Source organism: Streptomyces albicerus (assembly GCF_008905045.1).
Lineage (GTDB): Bacteria > Actinomycetota > Actinomycetes > Streptomycetales > Streptomycetaceae > Streptomyces > Streptomyces albicerus.
Genome location: NZ_VWMY01000074.1, coordinates 1 through 15,199 on the forward strand (window position 1 = coordinate 1; position 15,199 = coordinate 15,199).

Below are 15,199 nucleotides of genomic sequence, written 5' to 3' on the forward strand. Positions count from 1 at the left end.
CGTCCCCGACGGGCACCCAGCCACTTCCGCGCCCTCTGTACCGCCCTCAACTGACCCCGGCAAGATCGCCAACAGAGTCACGGCATTGCCCCTAGACGCGCAGTTTGTCTCGTGCGCTGTTGTGGTCGGCTGGGAGCAAGTTCTGGGTGTTGCGTGACGGGGATTGAGCATGTTCTGCGGCCCCGGAGCGGAGATGAGATGGGGGCGGGAGGATGGGCGGGTGCTGTCCCAGGTTCGGGGTCTGACTCATGATTTCTCTGACCGAAGTGTCCTGGTGTCACAGCGTCGGCCGTTGGCCGGGGATGGTGCGTTGCCGGTGCCGGGCCGGCGGGGCGTGTCCCGATAGGGGCCTGCCGATCGCTGTGGCGTCCTCACGATTCTGACCGCCTGCTGCTGCCCGGTACCGGCAGCGCGACGCGGCATCGGACCGGAAGGGGAGCGGGCATGTCCAGTTCGACCATGCCCAGTACGCCGCCTGCTCCGCAGGCTCGCCGCCGTCGCCCTGCGGGGGAGGTGGTGCTGGGAGTGGACACGCATCGGGATGCCCACGTGGCTGCGGTGCTGTCCGTGATGGGGACCGTGCTGGCCACCGACGAGTTCCCGGCTACCGCGGCCGGATACCGCGACTTGCTGAAGTGGGCCAGGAAGTTGGGGGCCGTGCGGCGGGCCGGGGTGGAGGGGACCGGTTCCTTTGGGGCGTCGCTGTCGCGCTATCTGCTGGCCCAGGGCATCGACGTGTTTGATGTGAATTGGATGGACCGGGCTGATCGTCGTCGGCGCGGCAAGTCGGATCCGCTCGATGCCCAGAACGCGGCGCGAGCCGTGTTGAGCGGGCGACGGGCCGGTGCAGATCGCGAGAATGTACAAACTCACGAAGGCGTCGGCAGTCAAAGCCCGCACCCAGGCCATCAACCAGCTCAAGTCCGTCCTCATTACCGCTGACCCCGCCTTGCGGGAAGAGCTAGCCGGACTGGGCAATGCCGAACTCTTCCGTACCTGCGCGCGGTTCGCTGACGTGAGCAGTCGTGAGGAGGTTGGCAAGGAGTCGGCGCTGCAGGCCACTCGGATCACGCTGGGTCTGCTGGCGCGCCGGATCGGACAGCTCTCCGAGCAGATCCGGGATGTGGACGCTCGTCTGGCCCGGCTCGTGGAATGTCATGCCCCGCAGCTGCTCGAGGTGGTGGGGGTTGGTCCGGACACGGCCGTCGCTCTGCTGATCACGGTGGGGGACAATCCGGAACGCCTGGACAGCGAGGCGTCTTTCGCTGCGCTGTGCGGGGTCAGTCCTGTCGAGCGTTCCTCGGGACGCCGGCAGTTCCGTCGTCTCAACCGTGGTGGCGACCGTCAGGCCAACGCCGCGCTCCACCGCATCGTATTCACTCGTCTGCGGGTCGACCCGCGCACTCAGGGCTACTACGAGCGCCGCATCAAGGAGGGAAAGACCCGGCGTGAAATCGTCCGTTGCCTCATTGGGCTACGCGGCACGCGAGGTCTTCCACCTGGTCAAACAGCTACAGTCGGCACCCCGCTCATAGGGGCTGTGACGCATTACGTGGAGTGCGTCGTCACCCTCGAGCCACTGCCCGTTCGCCGGTACCTCACAGCGTGGGCGCCCGCCGCGGGCTGAACTGCGTGACGACCAGGTCTCCCGGCTTGACGGAGGTGACGTGTGTGCCGGTCGCCTCCACCACGCCGAGGAACTCGTGTCCCATGGGGCGGCCGGTCCCGGTGGCGGGCATCGGCTTGTACGGTCACAGGTCGCTGCCGCACACGCACGACAGGACGGCGCGCACCACGGCGTCGGTGGGCTGCTGGACTTTCGGGTCGGGACTATCCTCGATCCGGACGTCCCGGGAGCCGTACAGCACGGCTGCGACTCGACGACACCGAGGAACTCTGCCCCATGCGCTGGCCGTGCTCGCCGGCCGGCAGGGCAGGGAGCCGTAGGACCACAGGTCGCTGCGGCAGTCGCGGCGCAGCCCGGGTGTGCAGCGTAGTCCCGTGTCGGCCAGCTGGCCGACCTCGGCGGGGGTCACCCGAGCGCGGAGGGCGCGCAGGAAGCGGCCCAGCTTGGTGCCCCGCTGGACTGGTGCTCACGACATCACCTGGACTTTGAAACCGCCTTGGGCTGAGATGGTCTCAAGAGTCGCAGGGCAGAGCGTGGCACCAGGACACCGGAAACGCGAGCCTATAGATGCCTGACTGAGAGCACGCATTCTGCCTATTCAGAACCGAGCTCGACAACTTCGTCCACTTCTGCTTTTCGGGTGCTCAGTTCGGCAACGGCACGCTCCACATCGTACTGCTCGGCAATTCCTTCATCCTGCCGCATCAGGGAAACCAGGTCCGCCTTGGCGTGGTCCAGTACCCCCATATCCGAATAGGCGGATTTTACCCTGTCGCTCCATAATCCGATATCCCGGATGATGGGAACGATTCGGCCAAAGAGGAGTGACCGATAGAGAGTGATGAGCTCTGAACTGTCTACGTGCCTCATGCACTCGTCGAGCGGCAAGTCCAGCGTTTCGAAGATCTCGCGTCCAGTGAACCTGTCGCGCATCAGGTAAGAGCCTTCGATCACGAACTCCTCCCGCTCGGCTTTCTCCTTGCTGGTCAGCTCGGAATAGTAATCCTTGAGCGCCAGCCGCCCGAATGCCACGTGTCGAGCTTCGTCCTGCATCACATAGGCGAGGAGTTGCTTGACAAGCGGCGTGGTGGCCATGTCCCGATAGAGCCCGAAGGCCGCCAGCGCCAGTCCCTCAATCAGTACTTGCATGCCGAGGTAGGGAAGGTCCCAGCGGCTGTCCGCCAGCGACTCGGCCAGCAGCTTTGCCAGGTCCTGATTGATCGGATAGTACATTCCGATCTTCTCGTGCACGAAGCGACTGAAGAGCTCCATGTGCCGCGCCTCGTCCATTACTTGAGTTGCGGCATAGAACTTGGAGTCCTGGTCCGGCACCGACTCCACGATCCTGGCGGAGACGGTCAGCGCTCCTTGCTCGCCGTGGAGGAACTGGCTGAACAGCCAGGAACCGTGATGTCGGTCAATCTCGTCGCGGTCCTTCTGCGACATCTTGTTCCAGATGTCAGATCCGAATAATGGCTTGAACTCCGCAGGCAATCCGGCAACGTCGAGAGGATCGACCTCCTTCCCCCAGTCGATACGTTTCTGGGCGTCCCACTGCTTGTCCTTGCCTTTTTGGTACAACGCAAGCAGCCGGTCCCGACCTCCGTCATAATCCCAGGAGAGACGAGCCGCCCCTGCCATCGGTACATTCCAGGTATCAGTAGAGACTGGGACGGAGTAAAGCTCGTATGAACTCACGGAGTGGCCTCCCTCGGCCGAGTGATCATCTGCATCTCGTGGTGCGCGGGCGCCGTACTGGTAAGGGGCGGCCATGACGAGAGGTCGATAGTCATCGGGCTGGATGGCCAGCACCGGTCTCAGCCGTCAGGGTTCTTCGCCAGCGCTTGCTCGGCCCCGAGCGACAGGATGTGTATGGCTCTGGGACAGGCCCGAATCGTGTGCATGGACCCGCCAACCAACGCTGCCCGCAGGCGTAGCGATGGGGCGGCCCGACGTCTCCGGCCGCTCAGGCTTTGTTCAGCCGTGCGCCCAGGGCACGGATGATCTCGGTGCCGAGGACGGCCTGGCCTCGGGCGTTGAGATGGATGCCGTCGGTGCTCCAGACCGACTCTTCGCGCCCCGTCGGGTGGCTCTGCATGTCGACGTAGACGGCGTCCAGGCGCTCCGACACCGACCGCATTCGCTGCGACAGTACTGCGAGGCGCTCACGGGCCACGTCCCGGTACCGCGCGTCGAAGTGCGGGTTGCCGATGATGTCGAAGAAGCCGGAGGTCACCAGCGTGCCGCCGACTTCGCGCAGCGGCGTGAAGAGGGCTTTGAGTTCGCGCTCCGCGGCGTCCGGGTCGAAGACCTTGCGCAGGCCGTCGTTGCCTCCGCACAGCGCGATCACCAGGTCGGGCTTGAAGTCCAGCGCGGGCTGCAGCTGGCTCTCGCGTACCTGCGAGGTCACCAGGTCGCGCTGTCCCAGGTTGAGGTGTACCAGGTCCGGCCGTACCTCGCGGAGGGCGGCGATCACCAGGCTCGACCAGGGCTCGGAGCGGTAGCCGCGGCGCGGCTCGCTGATGCCCTGGGCGACGCTGTCACCGACGATCACCATCCGGGACCAAGGGGCCCCCCGAAGCATCGCCGCTCCCTCGGCCGGTGACATCACATGAGGGTCGTTGTACTCCGTCACGTCGACCGTTTCCACGTCCAAGTCCTCCCGTGAGCCCTGTGTCCTACCGATCAACAGTGGCACCCGACAACCGCGCCCCGCTGGCGGAAAAGCGACATCATCGCTGTGCCGCGTCCCTGGCGGCGCAGGCCTCGCGGCGCTGTCCCTCGCCCGCCGCTCTCTCTACCCCTTGCGGGCGCGGAAGCGGATGCTGTGGCCGCGGCGGTCCCGTTCCACGACGGCGTGGTCGAACCCGGCGGCGGTCAGCCGCTCCCTGAAACCTTCGGGGCCGACGACGTTCATGGTGTCGCCGAGGTGCAACAGCCGGAACGGCAGCGTCAGTTGGCTGTCACTGCCGGCGAACACACCACCCGGCCGCAGCACCCGGAACGCCTCGGCGAGCAGCCGGTCCTGGAGCGTGCTGGTCGGCACGTGATGCAGCATCGTGAAGCACACCACGGCGGAGAAGCCGCCGTCGGGCAGCGGCATCGCGGAGGCGTCCCCCTGCAGGATGCGCGCCCGACCGCCCCAATACCGTTCGAGCCGCACCGCTGTCTCCCCATCGATCTCCAGCGCAGTGAGCTTGGGGACGCGTTCGACGAGGGCGCGGAGGTTGGCGCCGTACCCGGGGCCCAGTTCGAGAACGCTCTCGCCGAGCTCGACGCCCTCGAGCGCCCAAGGCAGGATCTGCCGCTCCGTGCACCTGGCCCACATCCGTGAACTGCACAGCGCGCGGTGTGCCTTGTTCATTGGCATGCGCCGACGCTAACGCCGGGCGCACTGTCGCCCGCTGACATCGGCGCGCCAGCGCAATCTCAGCGCGCTGCCCTACGGTCCCGTGGGTCCGGCACGTCGACGCCGGGCTCATCCGACGGGCCCAGTGCGTCACCACCCGGCCGTATCCGGCCACAGACCTCTGGGGACGCGCATGACCACCCACACGACAGACTCCCGTCCCGGCTTCCTCACCGACTACGCGCCCACCCGCTTCCGGCGCAGCCTCTGGCCCTTCTCCCGGGTGCCCGCCACCGGACGTATCGGAGAGGTGTGGCACCTGGCAGCGCGAAACCACCCCGGGCAGCGCGTGATCGTCGATCGGGCTCCGGACGTCGACCCGGAAGGGCCGCTGGAGCGCACCTACCCCGAGTGGGCCGCGCTGGTGGACGACTTGGCGGGACGGCTGTACGCCATGGGCGTACGGGAGTGGGACCGCGTCGCCGTCGTGAAGCGCAACCATCTGGATATCTCGCTGCTGGCCTCCGCCGCGGCGCGCATCGGTGCCGTACCGGCACTGATCTCCGACAACCACGCGCCGGACACGCTCGCCGTGCTCCTCGAACGCCTGGAGCGCCCTTACGTGGTGACCGACCGCCGGGCCCTGGACGCGATGGGGCTCGACACGGGGACCGTCGCCAAGCTGGCCGAGCGGGCCGCGTGCGTCGACGGTGCACCCGCCGACCGTCCTGATGTGCTCGACTTTGGCGGACTGCGGGGCGGGCCCGCGCCCGCGAGGCGGCTGCGGGCGTACGACGAGCCCATGGTCATAACCCACACCTCGGGCACCACCGGTGTGCCCAAGCTGGTGCTGCACTCGGCCGCCTCCCTCTACTCCCTGGGGCTGGTGGAAGCCGAGCGGTGGCCGGTGTTCCGGCTGCGCGTGGACGACACCGTGGCCTTCTGCCAGCCGTACTCGCACCAGCGGGTGATCACCGGTCTGCTGCCGCTGACCACGGTGGGGCCGAAACTTCTGATGCTGTCGGACCCTCAGGGTCCCAGGCTGCGTGAGTTGTTGGTGCAGCACGCCCCCACCCTCGTGGAGACCCTGCCCAACGCCTTTCTCGCGTGGGAGGACCTCGCCAGGGACCCCGGCAAGCCGTTCCGCAGGGTGCGCGTGTTCGTGAACTCCTTCGACGCGATACACACCCGGACGATCCGCGCCTTTCTGGCGGCCACCAGCCGCAGGTTCCCGGTGTGGGTCCAGTCGTGGAGCCAGACCGAGGCGGGCGCCGTGGCGATCCGGCCCTACATCCGCAGGTCCGTGCGACGTCGTGGCCACCGGCCTCCCCCCACCCAGATGCTGGGATGGCCGGTGCCCGGGTTCGGCAGGCTGCGCGCCGTGGACCCGGCGACGGGCGCGGCGGTGCCGCACGGCGAGGTGGGGCTGATCCAGTTCTCCGCTCCCGGCCGCTGCCTCACCTACGTCGGGGAGCGCGCACGCCATGACCTCAAACGCCAGGGCGACTGGTGGAACCTGGGAGACATGGCGGTTATCAACCGCTGGGGCGCGGTGCGCCTCATCGACCGCGAGGTGGACCGCATTCCCGGTGCCAGCGCCCTGGAGATCGAGGACGTACTCCTGGACCGTCTGCCCAGCACGACGGAAGTCATTGTGCTGTCCGTCCAAGACGGCCTCCCGCAGCCCGTGTACAGCACGCGGCACGACGTCCCCGTCGACCCGGCCGAGTGGCGTACCGCCACGGCCGGACTGCCGGAGCTGGCCGAGCCCCTCCAGATCCGCTGGGACGAATTCCCCCGCACCGCGACCTGGAAGGTGCGCCGCGTGATGCTCCGCGAGCAGCTGATCGCGGGCACGTCGGGAATTGGCTACGGCCAGTGGACCTGACGCCATGGCCGATGGCCCCGGCCCGGCGACCCATGGGCTCGCCCCGGTGGCCCGAGGCGTGCGCGGCCACGCCGATGGCTGAGGTACCCGTCTCAGTTGAATCTCAGAGCCGTTCCAGCCGGAAGTTGAACGATGAGCCCGAGGTAGTACCCCGTCGCACTGATGGTGCGTCACCCCGTCATCTAAGGAGCCCGGTGTGATTGTCCTTGGCTACAACGGCTTTACCAATGGTGCCGACACATTCGGGCGGCTGTATGGAGCGACCGGGATCGACCGGCACAGCATCCTGGGTCACGACGCGGCCGTCGCGCTGTCCGTGGACGGGGAGTTGGTGGCCGCCGTCGAGGAGGAGCGGCTGAACCGGGAGAAGAAGACCTCCGACTTTCCGGCGAACTCCCTGCGGTGGTGCCTCAACATCGCCGATGTGCGCCTGGACCAGGTCGACGCCATCGCGTTCCCTTGGTCGTTCTCCTCCGATGTCGTGAATGCGATGATCCAGGACATCAGCGGCAGTGGCTTGCCCGTCGAGCAGAAGTTCGACCGGCTCAGGCGGTTCGGTGAGCTCTATGGAGGGCTGGTCAGCAAGGAGGCACTGCACGCCGACTTCAAGCAGCGGACCGGCTACGACCTGCCGGCGGAGAAGCTCGTCCCCGTGCCGCACCACTTGGCCCATCTGATGTGCGGCTACTACCTGTCCGGGGAGCGGGACGCGGCGTTCATGGTGAGCGACGGCCGCGCCGAGCGGCTCTCCTCCGTCATGGGCGAGGTGCGGGACGGGGAGGTTCGGCTCTTCGAGAAGTCGGCCATCAGTGTCAACCACTCCCTCGCCCTGCTCTTCGGGGAGATCACCCGCTATCTCGGCTTCATGCCCAACAATGACGAGTACAAGGTGATGGGACTGGCGGCCTTCGCCCCGCCCCCGTCGGACAACCCTCTCCTCCGACACGTGGTCGAACTGCACGAGGACGGCCGCTACACCCTCGCTCTCGCCAACGACCCCAGTGGCACCCGCGGCTACTACCCTCTCCTGGACCGGCTCTTCGGCGGCGACGAACGACGCCGTGAGGAGACGGAGTTCCGCGCCACGGTGGCCGCCGCCGCGCAGCAGATGGTCGAGGTGGTCACCGCGCACCAACTGCGCGCCCTGGAGGCCGACACCGATCTGACTCGGATGATCTACGAGGGCGGCCTCGCCCTCAACTGCGTCAACAACGCCAAGCTCCTGGAGAACTCCCGCTTCACCGACATCCACGTCAGCTTCGGCGCGAGCGACCCGGGCGTGGCCATCGGCGCCGCCGTCTACGCGGGCAGGCTCAAGGGGCGATCCCGCCCGATTCCCGCCACCCCGTATCTTGGCCCTTCGTACGACGACGGGCAGATGCTCCGCGCGCTGCACGAGCACGCCGACCGGGTCGAGTGGACCGAGCTCGACGAGGAGGCGGTGGCCGAGCAGACCGCCAAGCTGCTCAGCGAGAAGACCGTCGTCGGCTGGTTCCAAGGTCGCGCCGAGTACGGCCCGCGAGCCCTGGGCAATCGCAGCATCCTCGCGAACCCCGGGTTCGCCGACATCAAGGACATCATCAATATCCGGGTTAAGCACCGGGAGCCGTTCCGTCCCTTCGCTCCGGTCGTCCTGGAGTCCGAGGCGGAGCGGGTCTTCGAGATGGGCAAGAAGGCGTCATCGCCGTACATGACGTTCGTCTTCCCGGTGCGGCCCGAGTTCCACGACGTCATTCCCGGCGCCATGCACGTGGACGGCACCTCCAGGGCGCAGACCGTCACTGCGGAGTCGAACCCGAAGCTGGCCGAACTGCTCCGCAACTTCACGGAGTTGACCGGGGTGCCGTGTCTGGTGAACACGTCGTTCAACGTCGCCGGTGAGCCGATCGTCTGCTCGCCGACCGACGCACTCGGCTGCTTCCTCCACACCGAGATCGACTGTCTGGTCCTCGGGCGTTTCCTGGTCGTCAAGAAATGACGGACGTCGACATGGCGCAGCCGGGGCAGATGGACCGTCAGTCGGTCGGCGTGCTGCTGGAAGCGGCGCTGTCCAGGCTCACCTGCGGAACCGGCCGCGAGGCACCGCTGGAAGAGGCGTGCATCGCCTCCGTCGAGTGTGCGCTGCAGCTCTCGGCGATGGCTGAGCGGGCCAGGCGGGCACCGGACGACGAGGGACTGGGCCGGCAGGCGCGCGAGGCACTGGCCGCCGCCCGCGCCTCGGTCCTTGCGGCCACCTGCGCGGTCAGGTCCATCGAGGACAGGCGGCGCGGCCTCCCTTGGCGCGAGGCGTGAACGCGACGGGCACGGCGGGCCGAGGCCAGGACCCCGGTGCCTCCCTCACCCGGCGGCTCGCCGAGTGGGCCGCGAGCCTGCGCCATCCGGACCTGCCCGAACGGATCGAGGAGTATGCGACCAGCCAGGTCATGTCGCATCTCGCGGTGGTGCGGTCGAGCCTGGGACACCCCCTGGGGCGCAAGCTGGTGCGGGCCTTCGGCACACCGCTCGCGCATGACCCCTGCCGGGCTGCGCAGGTGATGGCCGCGCTGTCCTCGTGCCTCTACTACGAGGACAGCATGTACGCGGGCCATGTCACGCACGCCTCCGTGGGGGTCCCGCTGGCCTTCCGGCGGGACCAACGGCTGGATGGGCGTGCCCTGTTGACGGCGGTCGTCGCCGCGAACGAGTGCGCCGCCCGGGTCACCGCCGCCGGTGTGCTGGGTCCGCTGCGCGGTCAGGGGACCTCATACACCCAGCTCATGGGCGCCGTGGCGGCCCGGCTGCACGGCGCGGGCGCCCCGGCCGAGCTGTGGACGGACGCCTGGGGGCTGGCCCTCGCGATGCCGCCGTGGCCGCTGCGGCGGGCGCTCCTCGGAAGCGAGGCCAAGGTCCTCTCGGCGGCGACTCCGGTGCGGACCGCGCTGGATGCCTGCGACGCGGCGGCCGCGGGGCTGCGGGGCGCGGACGACATCCTGGAGCACCCGGGCGGCCTGCTGGCCAAGTTCTCCCACGTGCCGTCGCCGGAGGCGGTCACGGCCGGACTCGGCACGCGCTGGCACACCGAGACACTGACCTTCAAGATCCACCCGGCCGGCGCGTACGTGGATGGGGCCGTCGACTGCGCCGCACAACTGCATGCCCGTCTCTCCCGGGAAGACATCCGCGACATCGAGGAGATCGTGGTCTCGGCGGCTCGGCTGACCATCGCCATGGACCAGGAGGGTGCCCCGTACATCAACCGCGAGCGTTCGGCGATCATGGCGCTCAACGTCTCCGTCGCCTACAACGTGGCGACCGCCCTGACCACCGGGTCTGTCGTCCCTGCCGACCTCGCCGAACCGGCGACCGCGGACCCCCTTCGCTGGTCCCTCGCGGACCGGGTGCGACTGGAGTACGACGCCGGGCTGAGCCGCGAAGTCCTGCGCGCGACCGCCCCATTGGGCGAGGCCCTGCGCCAGGCCGGAGAAGGCGGCAGACAGTGGCTCGCGGACTTCATGGGCGAGGGCGCGGCAGCGGCCGCCGACGTTGGGGGACCGCCGAGCGCCACGTTCCAGGAGGCCGACAAGGCGGTGGGCGCCCGACTGCGGGTTACCTTGCGCGACGGCCGGGTGGTCACCGCCTCGTGCCGGCGGCCGAGAGGAGCAGCCGGACCCGAGACCAGGGACACGCACCGCGAACTCGTCCGGGACAAGCTCGCGTTGTCCGGAACCTCCGCCGAGGTGATGGACGGCCTGGAACGTCTCGCCTCGCTGGACGCACGACAGGTCGACGCTCTCGTGAGCAGAGCGCTGTCCGAACCGCTGCCCACGTCCGAATCGCCGCCCACCTTCGATCCACTGCTCGAGTCCGGCCTGCCGCACGGCGCTTGAGCGTCCCACACAACGCCCGACTCCCGCACAGGACGCGGGAGTCGAAAGAAAGGGGTACTGCACGATGTCCGATCACGCGCCCAGGTTCACCTATCCGACGAAGCGGACCGACCCGCTCGTGCCGCCCGACGAGTACGCCCAAGCGTTGCGCGAGGAGCCGGTGTGCCCGATCACTCTCGCCACCGGCGACCCCGCCTGGTTCGTGGCCCGCCACGAGGATGTACGGACCGCGCTGTCGGACCGGCGATTCAGCAGGGAGGCACTGTTCCGCCCCGGCGCCGCCCGCGCGCAGGTGGTCGAGCCCGACCCGAACAGCATGCTCACCATGGATCCCCCGCGGCACACCCGGCTCCGCAAGCTCGCCAACCGGGCCTTCAGCCCGCAGCGCGTGGAGCGGCTGCGGCCGTACATCGAGGAGGTCGCGACGGAGCTGCTCGACGCCATGGAGGCCGGTCCGCCCGAGGGTGATCTCGCCGAGGTGTATGCGCGCCCGCTGGCGCTGCGCGTCATCTGCCGCACCCTCGGCGTGCCGTTCGAGGACTACGACAAGTTCGGGGCCTGGTCGGACCGGTTCATGTCGCTCACCAAGTACCCGCCCGAGGAGATCAACCAGGCCAACGAGGACATGCGGGCCTACTTCGCCCGGCTGATCGGCCTCCGGCGCGAGGAACCCGGCGATGACCTGATCAGTGCCCTGGTGCGGATTCACGACGAGGAGGGCGAGCCGTCCGAGTCCGAGATCGTCGGCCTGGGCGCGCTGCTGCTGCTCGCGGGGCACGACACCACAGTGACGGTGCTCTGCGGCGGGACGGCGACCCTGCTCGGCAACCCTGACCAGCTCGCGTTGCTGCGTGAGGATCCCACGCTCTACCCCGATGCCGTCGAAGAGGTGGTGCGACTCAACGGCCCCGGCGGCGGGACCTCCATCCGGATCACGACGAGCGACGTGAAGGTGGGCGGCACGGTCATCCCCGAGGGTTCGGCCGTCCTCGCCTCGGTCGGCACCGCCAGCCGTGACCCCGAGGTCTACCCCGATCCCGACCGCTGCGTGATCCAGCGGGAGAACCGCACCCAGGTGGCCTTCGGGCAGGGCCCGCACTTCTGCATCGGCGCGGGTCTCGCCCGGGCCGAACTGGCCATCAGCCTCCGCGCCCTGTTCGACCGGTTCCCCCGACTGCGGCTGGCGGTGCCGACGGAACAGTTGCGCTGGAAGGACTTCGCCGCCCTCGGGGGCTGGGAAGAGCTTCCCGTCGCCTGGGACTGATCGCGCGATGTCCCCGTCCCCGTCCAGGTCCTCGTCTCCGTTCCCGTCTGCGCCCGCGGTCGCGTTCTTCGACGTCGACGAGACGCTGATCTCGGTCAACAGCATGTCCCGCTTCCTGCGCCACCACTTCCAGGTCTCGGGCCGGCCGCGCTCCGCCCTCGACGACGCGGTGCGCGGGTTGCGGGCTCTCGCGGAGCGCGGTGCGCCCCGGGCTGATGTGGCGCGCGCCTACTATCGCCACTACGCGGGCTGCGACGACCGGGAGCTCGCTGTCCAGGGCCGTGCCTGGTTCGCCGCCGAACTGCGCGCCGGAGGCCTGTTTCTGAGGGACAGCGTGGCGGCGCTGCGGGAGCACCGGCGCACGGGCGAGACGGTCGTACTTGTCTCGGGATCCTTCGCTCCGTGCCTGGACCCCATCGCGGAGCGGCTCGGCGTCGACATGGTGCTCTCCGCGCGGCCCGAGACGGTCGCCGGCGTCCATACCGGCAGGCTCGATGCCACGATGATCGGTGAGGAGAAGGCCGCCGCGGTGCGCGCCCTGCTCCTGGAGCGCGGGATCTCCGGGGATCGCTGTCATGCGTACGGTGACCACGCCTCCGACCTGGCGATGCTGCGCGCCGTGGGCCATCCCGTGGCGGTGGGCACGGACCCGGTCCTGGCCCGGCACGCCGAGGAGGGCGGGTGGCGGCGGCTGCCCGGGGCCGCCCCTTCCTGACCCGCGCGGCCGGGGTGCGGGCGGTTTCCGGCCGTCCTGCCGCACCCCGGTGACCTTGTCGAAATCCTGCCAGCGCACGGCCCCGAACCTTGCGAGGGTGAAGGCCGTCCATCGGTTCGACGAAGGGTTGAAGACTCATGGGCCGGAACCCGGATTCGGTTGCCGGGCAGCCGAATTACCCGGTGGTGATGACGCTCGCGGCGGGCGCCATCTTCCTTTCGATCCTTGACGCCACCGTGGCGAATCTCGCGGTGACGGACATGCATGACAGCTTCCCCGGCGCCTCTGTGACCGATCTGACCTGGGTCATCTCGCTGTACGCCATCGTGTTCGCCTCGTTCCTCGCCCCCGCGGGACGTCTCGCGGACGTGGTGGGGCGACGCCGGCTCTACGTCGTCGGCATGGGCCTGTTCACCGTCACCTCGCTGCTGTGCGCCGTGGCACCGAACCTCCCCACGCTGCTGGTCGCCCGCGCCCTGCAGGGCCTAGGGGCGGCGGCCATGATTCCGGCGTCCCTCGCCGTGGTCCTCGCCGATGTGGCGCCGCAGCGCAGGGGGGCCGCGATCGGGCTGTGGAGCGCCGCCGCGTCCGCTGCGGCGGCGGCCGGGCCGAGCCTCGGCGGGATCCTCATCGATGCCGTCGGCTGGCGCTCCGTGTTCTTCATCAACGTCCCTCTCGGCATAGCGCTGCTCGTCGGGATCAGGGCGGTGCGCGGATCGACACGGACCGGGCAGGGCCTTCCTGATGTGCTCGGCACGGTGCTCCTCGCGGCGGGCACCGGGCTCGTCGTGCTCGGCATCACCCAGGGGCAGGAGTGGACCTGGGACGACGTCCGCGTGCTCGGGTGTCTCGTCGGCGGCCTCGTCCTACTGGCGCTGGCACTGGTGCGGGCACAGCGCCACCCCCGTCCCGCCCTGCAGACCAGGCTATGGCGCAGCAGGGTCTTCGCCCTGGCCAATATCGTCTCCTTCTTCTTCGGCGCGGCGCTGTACGCCTGGCTCCTGGTCGGGGCGCTCTTCCTGGTGGATGTCTGGCAGTACTCGCGGATCTCGGCCGGCCTGTCCATGAGCCCGGGGGCGCTGCTGTCCGCGGTGGTCGCGGCACTGGTCGGACGGTCCCTGAGCAGGCGCAGCCCGCATCTGGTGGTGTTCTGCGGCGCGATGACGCTGGTGGCGGCCGGACTGTGGCTCAGCCTGACGCTCTCCTCGCAGGCCGCCCTGTGGAGCATGTGGATCCCGGTCGGACTGCTGGCCGGTGCCGGGATCGGTGCTGTCAGCACCGGGGTGTCCAGCGCGGCGGCCCTGTCCGTGGAGCCGGCGGACTTCGCCGGTGCCACCGGCCTCAACATGGCGGTGCGGCAGATCGGCGGCGCCCTCGGTATCGCGGCACTGGCCGCGATCCTGCCCGCCCAGACCTCCTCCGAGCCCGCCCCGTACAGCCATGTGGTGTTCTTCAGCTGCGCCACGGCGGCTGTCGCGGGCCTGCTCGGCCTCGGCTTCTCCCAGCGCCGGAGCCGCCCGAAGCCGGAGACCGGACAGGCTGCCGCGGCGGCGACCGCCGCCGTCGCTGAGAACGTCAGCGGCAAGGGGGCGGAGCTGTGACGGCGTGGGAGGCGACATCTGCCGGACGGGAGTGGGCTGTTGAGGAACGCGTCACCGTGAACGCCCGGGCCGAACGGGTCTACGCTGCCGTCGCCGGCATCCGGCGGATGGGCCGGTGGAGCCCCGAGTGCTGGGCCGTCCTCTCCTGGCGCGCAGTGCCCCGTGAGGGCGACCGCTTTGTGGGGTTCAACCGCCGGAGCAGATCGGTGTGGTTCACCTCCTGCCGGGTGGTACGCGCCGAACGGGACCGTGAGTTCGCCTTCCGCGTCACCTCCTTCGGTCTGCCCATCGCTCTGTGGGGCTACCGCGTGGAGCCTCGGGCGGACGGTGTGGAGCTCGTCGAGTACTGGGAGGACCTGCGCCGGGGGCGTGGCGCGAAGGCCGCGGAGTTCCTCGGCAGGACCTTCACGGGGACGCCGCCCGCGGAGCGCGCGGGCGTCAACCGGGCCAACATGCACACCACTTTGCACAGGATCAAACGCGTCGTCGAGCAGCAAGGAGATCTTCGGTGAGCTCCCCGTCCGCTGTGGAGAAGGCATGCGTCCATCGGGACGCACAGCGGCCCGGCCGATGTCCCGTGCCGCCCCATGCAGAGGACGCGGCCTGTGTCGCCATGGGCCAGGCCACCGGGACCGAGGCGGCCGCGGCCACGACAAGCGCGAGTTGCGCGTGGGCCCCTGGCCGCGCCGACAGGCAGCACCTGACGGTGGCGGAGGCCGTGGACTCGGTTCGTCGCATCGCACGGGCCGTGCCCCTGCCCGTCACCGCCACCACCCGGTCGGGCCGCGCCCAGTCCCCGATGAGGTGACCGAAACCGTGACCGTGGTGGCCACCGACACTGTCCGCGTCCATGTGGAGGATTCTCCCGGCATGGAACCGACGCCGCACG

General features: G+C 69.3%; 14 protein-coding genes and 1 pseudogene. 11 read left to right on the forward strand and 4 right to left on the reverse strand.

Annotated features, from left to right (window positions below; all coding sequences use genetic code 11):
* Positions 1–444: 444 nt before the first annotated feature.
* The gene (locus GAS53_RS57140; protein WP_225859478.1) at positions 445–942 is read left to right on the forward strand and encodes an IS110 family transposase; all 498 of its coding nucleotides are present in this window, start codon (positions 445–447) and stop codon (positions 940–942) included.
* On the forward strand, positions 860–1,627 hold the full coding sequence (locus tag GAS53_RS57145; protein WP_225859479.1) for a transposase: 768 nt from the start codon (positions 860–862) through the stop codon (positions 1,625–1,627). The genes GAS53_RS57140 and GAS53_RS57145 overlap by 83 nt, the downstream gene beginning before the upstream one ends.
* Here the strand turns inward: GAS53_RS57145 and GAS53_RS44505 are convergent.
* The 4 genes and pseudogenes from GAS53_RS44505 to GAS53_RS44520 all read right to left on the reverse strand — a co-directional run.
* Positions 1,623–1,865, reverse strand: a pseudogene (locus GAS53_RS44505) (alcohol dehydrogenase catalytic domain-containing protein); the annotation flags it as partial. The gene GAS53_RS57145 and the pseudogene GAS53_RS44505 overlap by 5 nt on opposite strands.
* Positions 1,866–2,221: 356 nt before the next feature.
* Positions 2,222–3,325: a ferritin-like domain-containing protein gene (locus tag GAS53_RS44510; RefSeq protein WP_151483490.1), complete on the reverse strand. Its 1,104-nt coding sequence runs from the start codon at positions 3,323–3,325 to the stop codon at positions 2,222–2,224.
* A 268-nt stretch (positions 3,326–3,593) separates the two neighbouring features.
* A complete protein-coding gene (locus GAS53_RS44515; protein WP_151483491.1) occupies positions 3,594–4,277 on the reverse strand; it encodes an SGNH/GDSL hydrolase family protein in 684 nt (227 codons plus the stop codon).
* 147 nt (positions 4,278–4,424) lie between these two features.
* Positions 4,425–4,997, reverse strand: coding sequence for a class I SAM-dependent methyltransferase (locus GAS53_RS44520; protein ID WP_151483492.1), 573 nt, complete (start codon positions 4,995–4,997; stop codon positions 4,425–4,427).
* 172 nt (positions 4,998–5,169) lie between these two features.
* On the opposite strand from GAS53_RS44520, the gene GAS53_RS44525 reads away from it, so the two are divergent.
* From GAS53_RS44525 to GAS53_RS44565, 9 genes are all read left to right on the forward strand, one after another.
* Complete coding sequence (locus GAS53_RS44525) at positions 5,170–6,864, forward strand: class I adenylate-forming enzyme family protein (protein WP_151483493.1); 1,695 nt, start codon at positions 5,170–5,172, stop codon at positions 6,862–6,864.
* A 250-nt stretch (positions 6,865–7,114) separates the two neighbouring features.
* Positions 7,115–8,842, forward strand: a complete 1,728-nt coding sequence (locus GAS53_RS44530) for a carbamoyltransferase family protein (protein WP_404829410.1) — start codon at positions 7,115–7,117, stop codon at positions 8,840–8,842.
* Entirely contained in the window at positions 8,839–9,156 is a 318-nt protein-coding gene (locus GAS53_RS44535; RefSeq protein ID WP_151483495.1) for a hypothetical protein, read from the forward strand. The genes GAS53_RS44530 and GAS53_RS44535 overlap by 4 nt, the downstream gene beginning before the upstream one ends.
* Entirely contained in the window at positions 9,153–10,730 is a 1,578-nt protein-coding gene (locus GAS53_RS44540) for an MmgE/PrpD family protein (RefSeq protein ID WP_192583560.1), read from the forward strand. Before GAS53_RS44535 ends, GAS53_RS44540 begins: the two co-directional genes overlap by 4 nt.
* Positions 10,731–10,794: 64 nt before the next feature.
* Positions 10,795–11,994, forward strand: a complete 1,200-nt coding sequence (locus GAS53_RS44545) for a cytochrome P450 (protein ID WP_151483497.1) — start codon at positions 10,795–10,797, stop codon at positions 11,992–11,994.
* A 7-nt stretch (positions 11,995–12,001) separates the two neighbouring features.
* On the forward strand, positions 12,002–12,709 hold the full coding sequence (locus GAS53_RS44550; RefSeq protein ID WP_151483498.1) for an HAD family hydrolase: 708 nt from the start codon (positions 12,002–12,004) through the stop codon (positions 12,707–12,709).
* A gap of 137 nt (positions 12,710–12,846) precedes the next feature.
* The gene (locus GAS53_RS44555) at positions 12,847–14,310 is read left to right on the forward strand and encodes an MFS transporter (protein WP_151483499.1); all 1,464 of its coding nucleotides are present in this window, start codon (positions 12,847–12,849) and stop codon (positions 14,308–14,310) included.
* Complete coding sequence (locus tag GAS53_RS44560) at positions 14,307–14,822, forward strand: SRPBCC family protein (RefSeq protein WP_151483500.1); 516 nt, start codon at positions 14,307–14,309, stop codon at positions 14,820–14,822. The genes GAS53_RS44555 and GAS53_RS44560 overlap by 4 nt, the downstream gene beginning before the upstream one ends.
* Entirely contained in the window at positions 14,819–15,118 is a 300-nt protein-coding gene (locus tag GAS53_RS44565; RefSeq protein ID WP_151483501.1) for an isocitrate lyase/phosphoenolpyruvate mutase family protein, read from the forward strand. The genes GAS53_RS44560 and GAS53_RS44565 overlap by 4 nt, the downstream gene beginning before the upstream one ends.
* Positions 15,119–15,199: the final 81 nt, after the last annotated feature.

Bases quoted from the DNA above. Each gene is read 5' to 3' on its own strand.
- GAS53_RS57140 (WP_225859478.1), top strand. From the start codon at position 445: ATGTCCAGTTCGACCATGCCCAGTACGCCGCCTGCTCCGCAGGCTCGC.
- GAS53_RS57145 (WP_225859479.1), top strand. From the start codon at position 860: ATGTACAAACTCACGAAGGCGTCGGCAGTCAAAGCCCGCACCCAGGCC.
- GAS53_RS44520 (WP_151483492.1), bottom strand. From the start codon at position 4,997: ATGCCAATGAACAAGGCACACCGCGCGCTGTGCAGTTCACGGATGTGG.
- GAS53_RS44525 (WP_151483493.1), top strand. From the start codon at position 5,170: ATGACCACCCACACGACAGACTCCCGTCCCGGCTTCCTCACCGACTAC.
- GAS53_RS44535 (WP_151483495.1), top strand. From the start codon at position 8,839: ATGACGGACGTCGACATGGCGCAGCCGGGGCAGATGGACCGTCAGTCG.
- GAS53_RS44545 (WP_151483497.1), top strand. From the start codon at position 10,795: ATGTCCGATCACGCGCCCAGGTTCACCTATCCGACGAAGCGGACCGAC.
- GAS53_RS44550 (WP_151483498.1), top strand. From the start codon at position 12,002: ATGTCCCCGTCCCCGTCCAGGTCCTCGTCTCCGTTCCCGTCTGCGCCC.
- GAS53_RS44555 (WP_151483499.1), top strand. From the start codon at position 12,847: ATGGGCCGGAACCCGGATTCGGTTGCCGGGCAGCCGAATTACCCGGTG.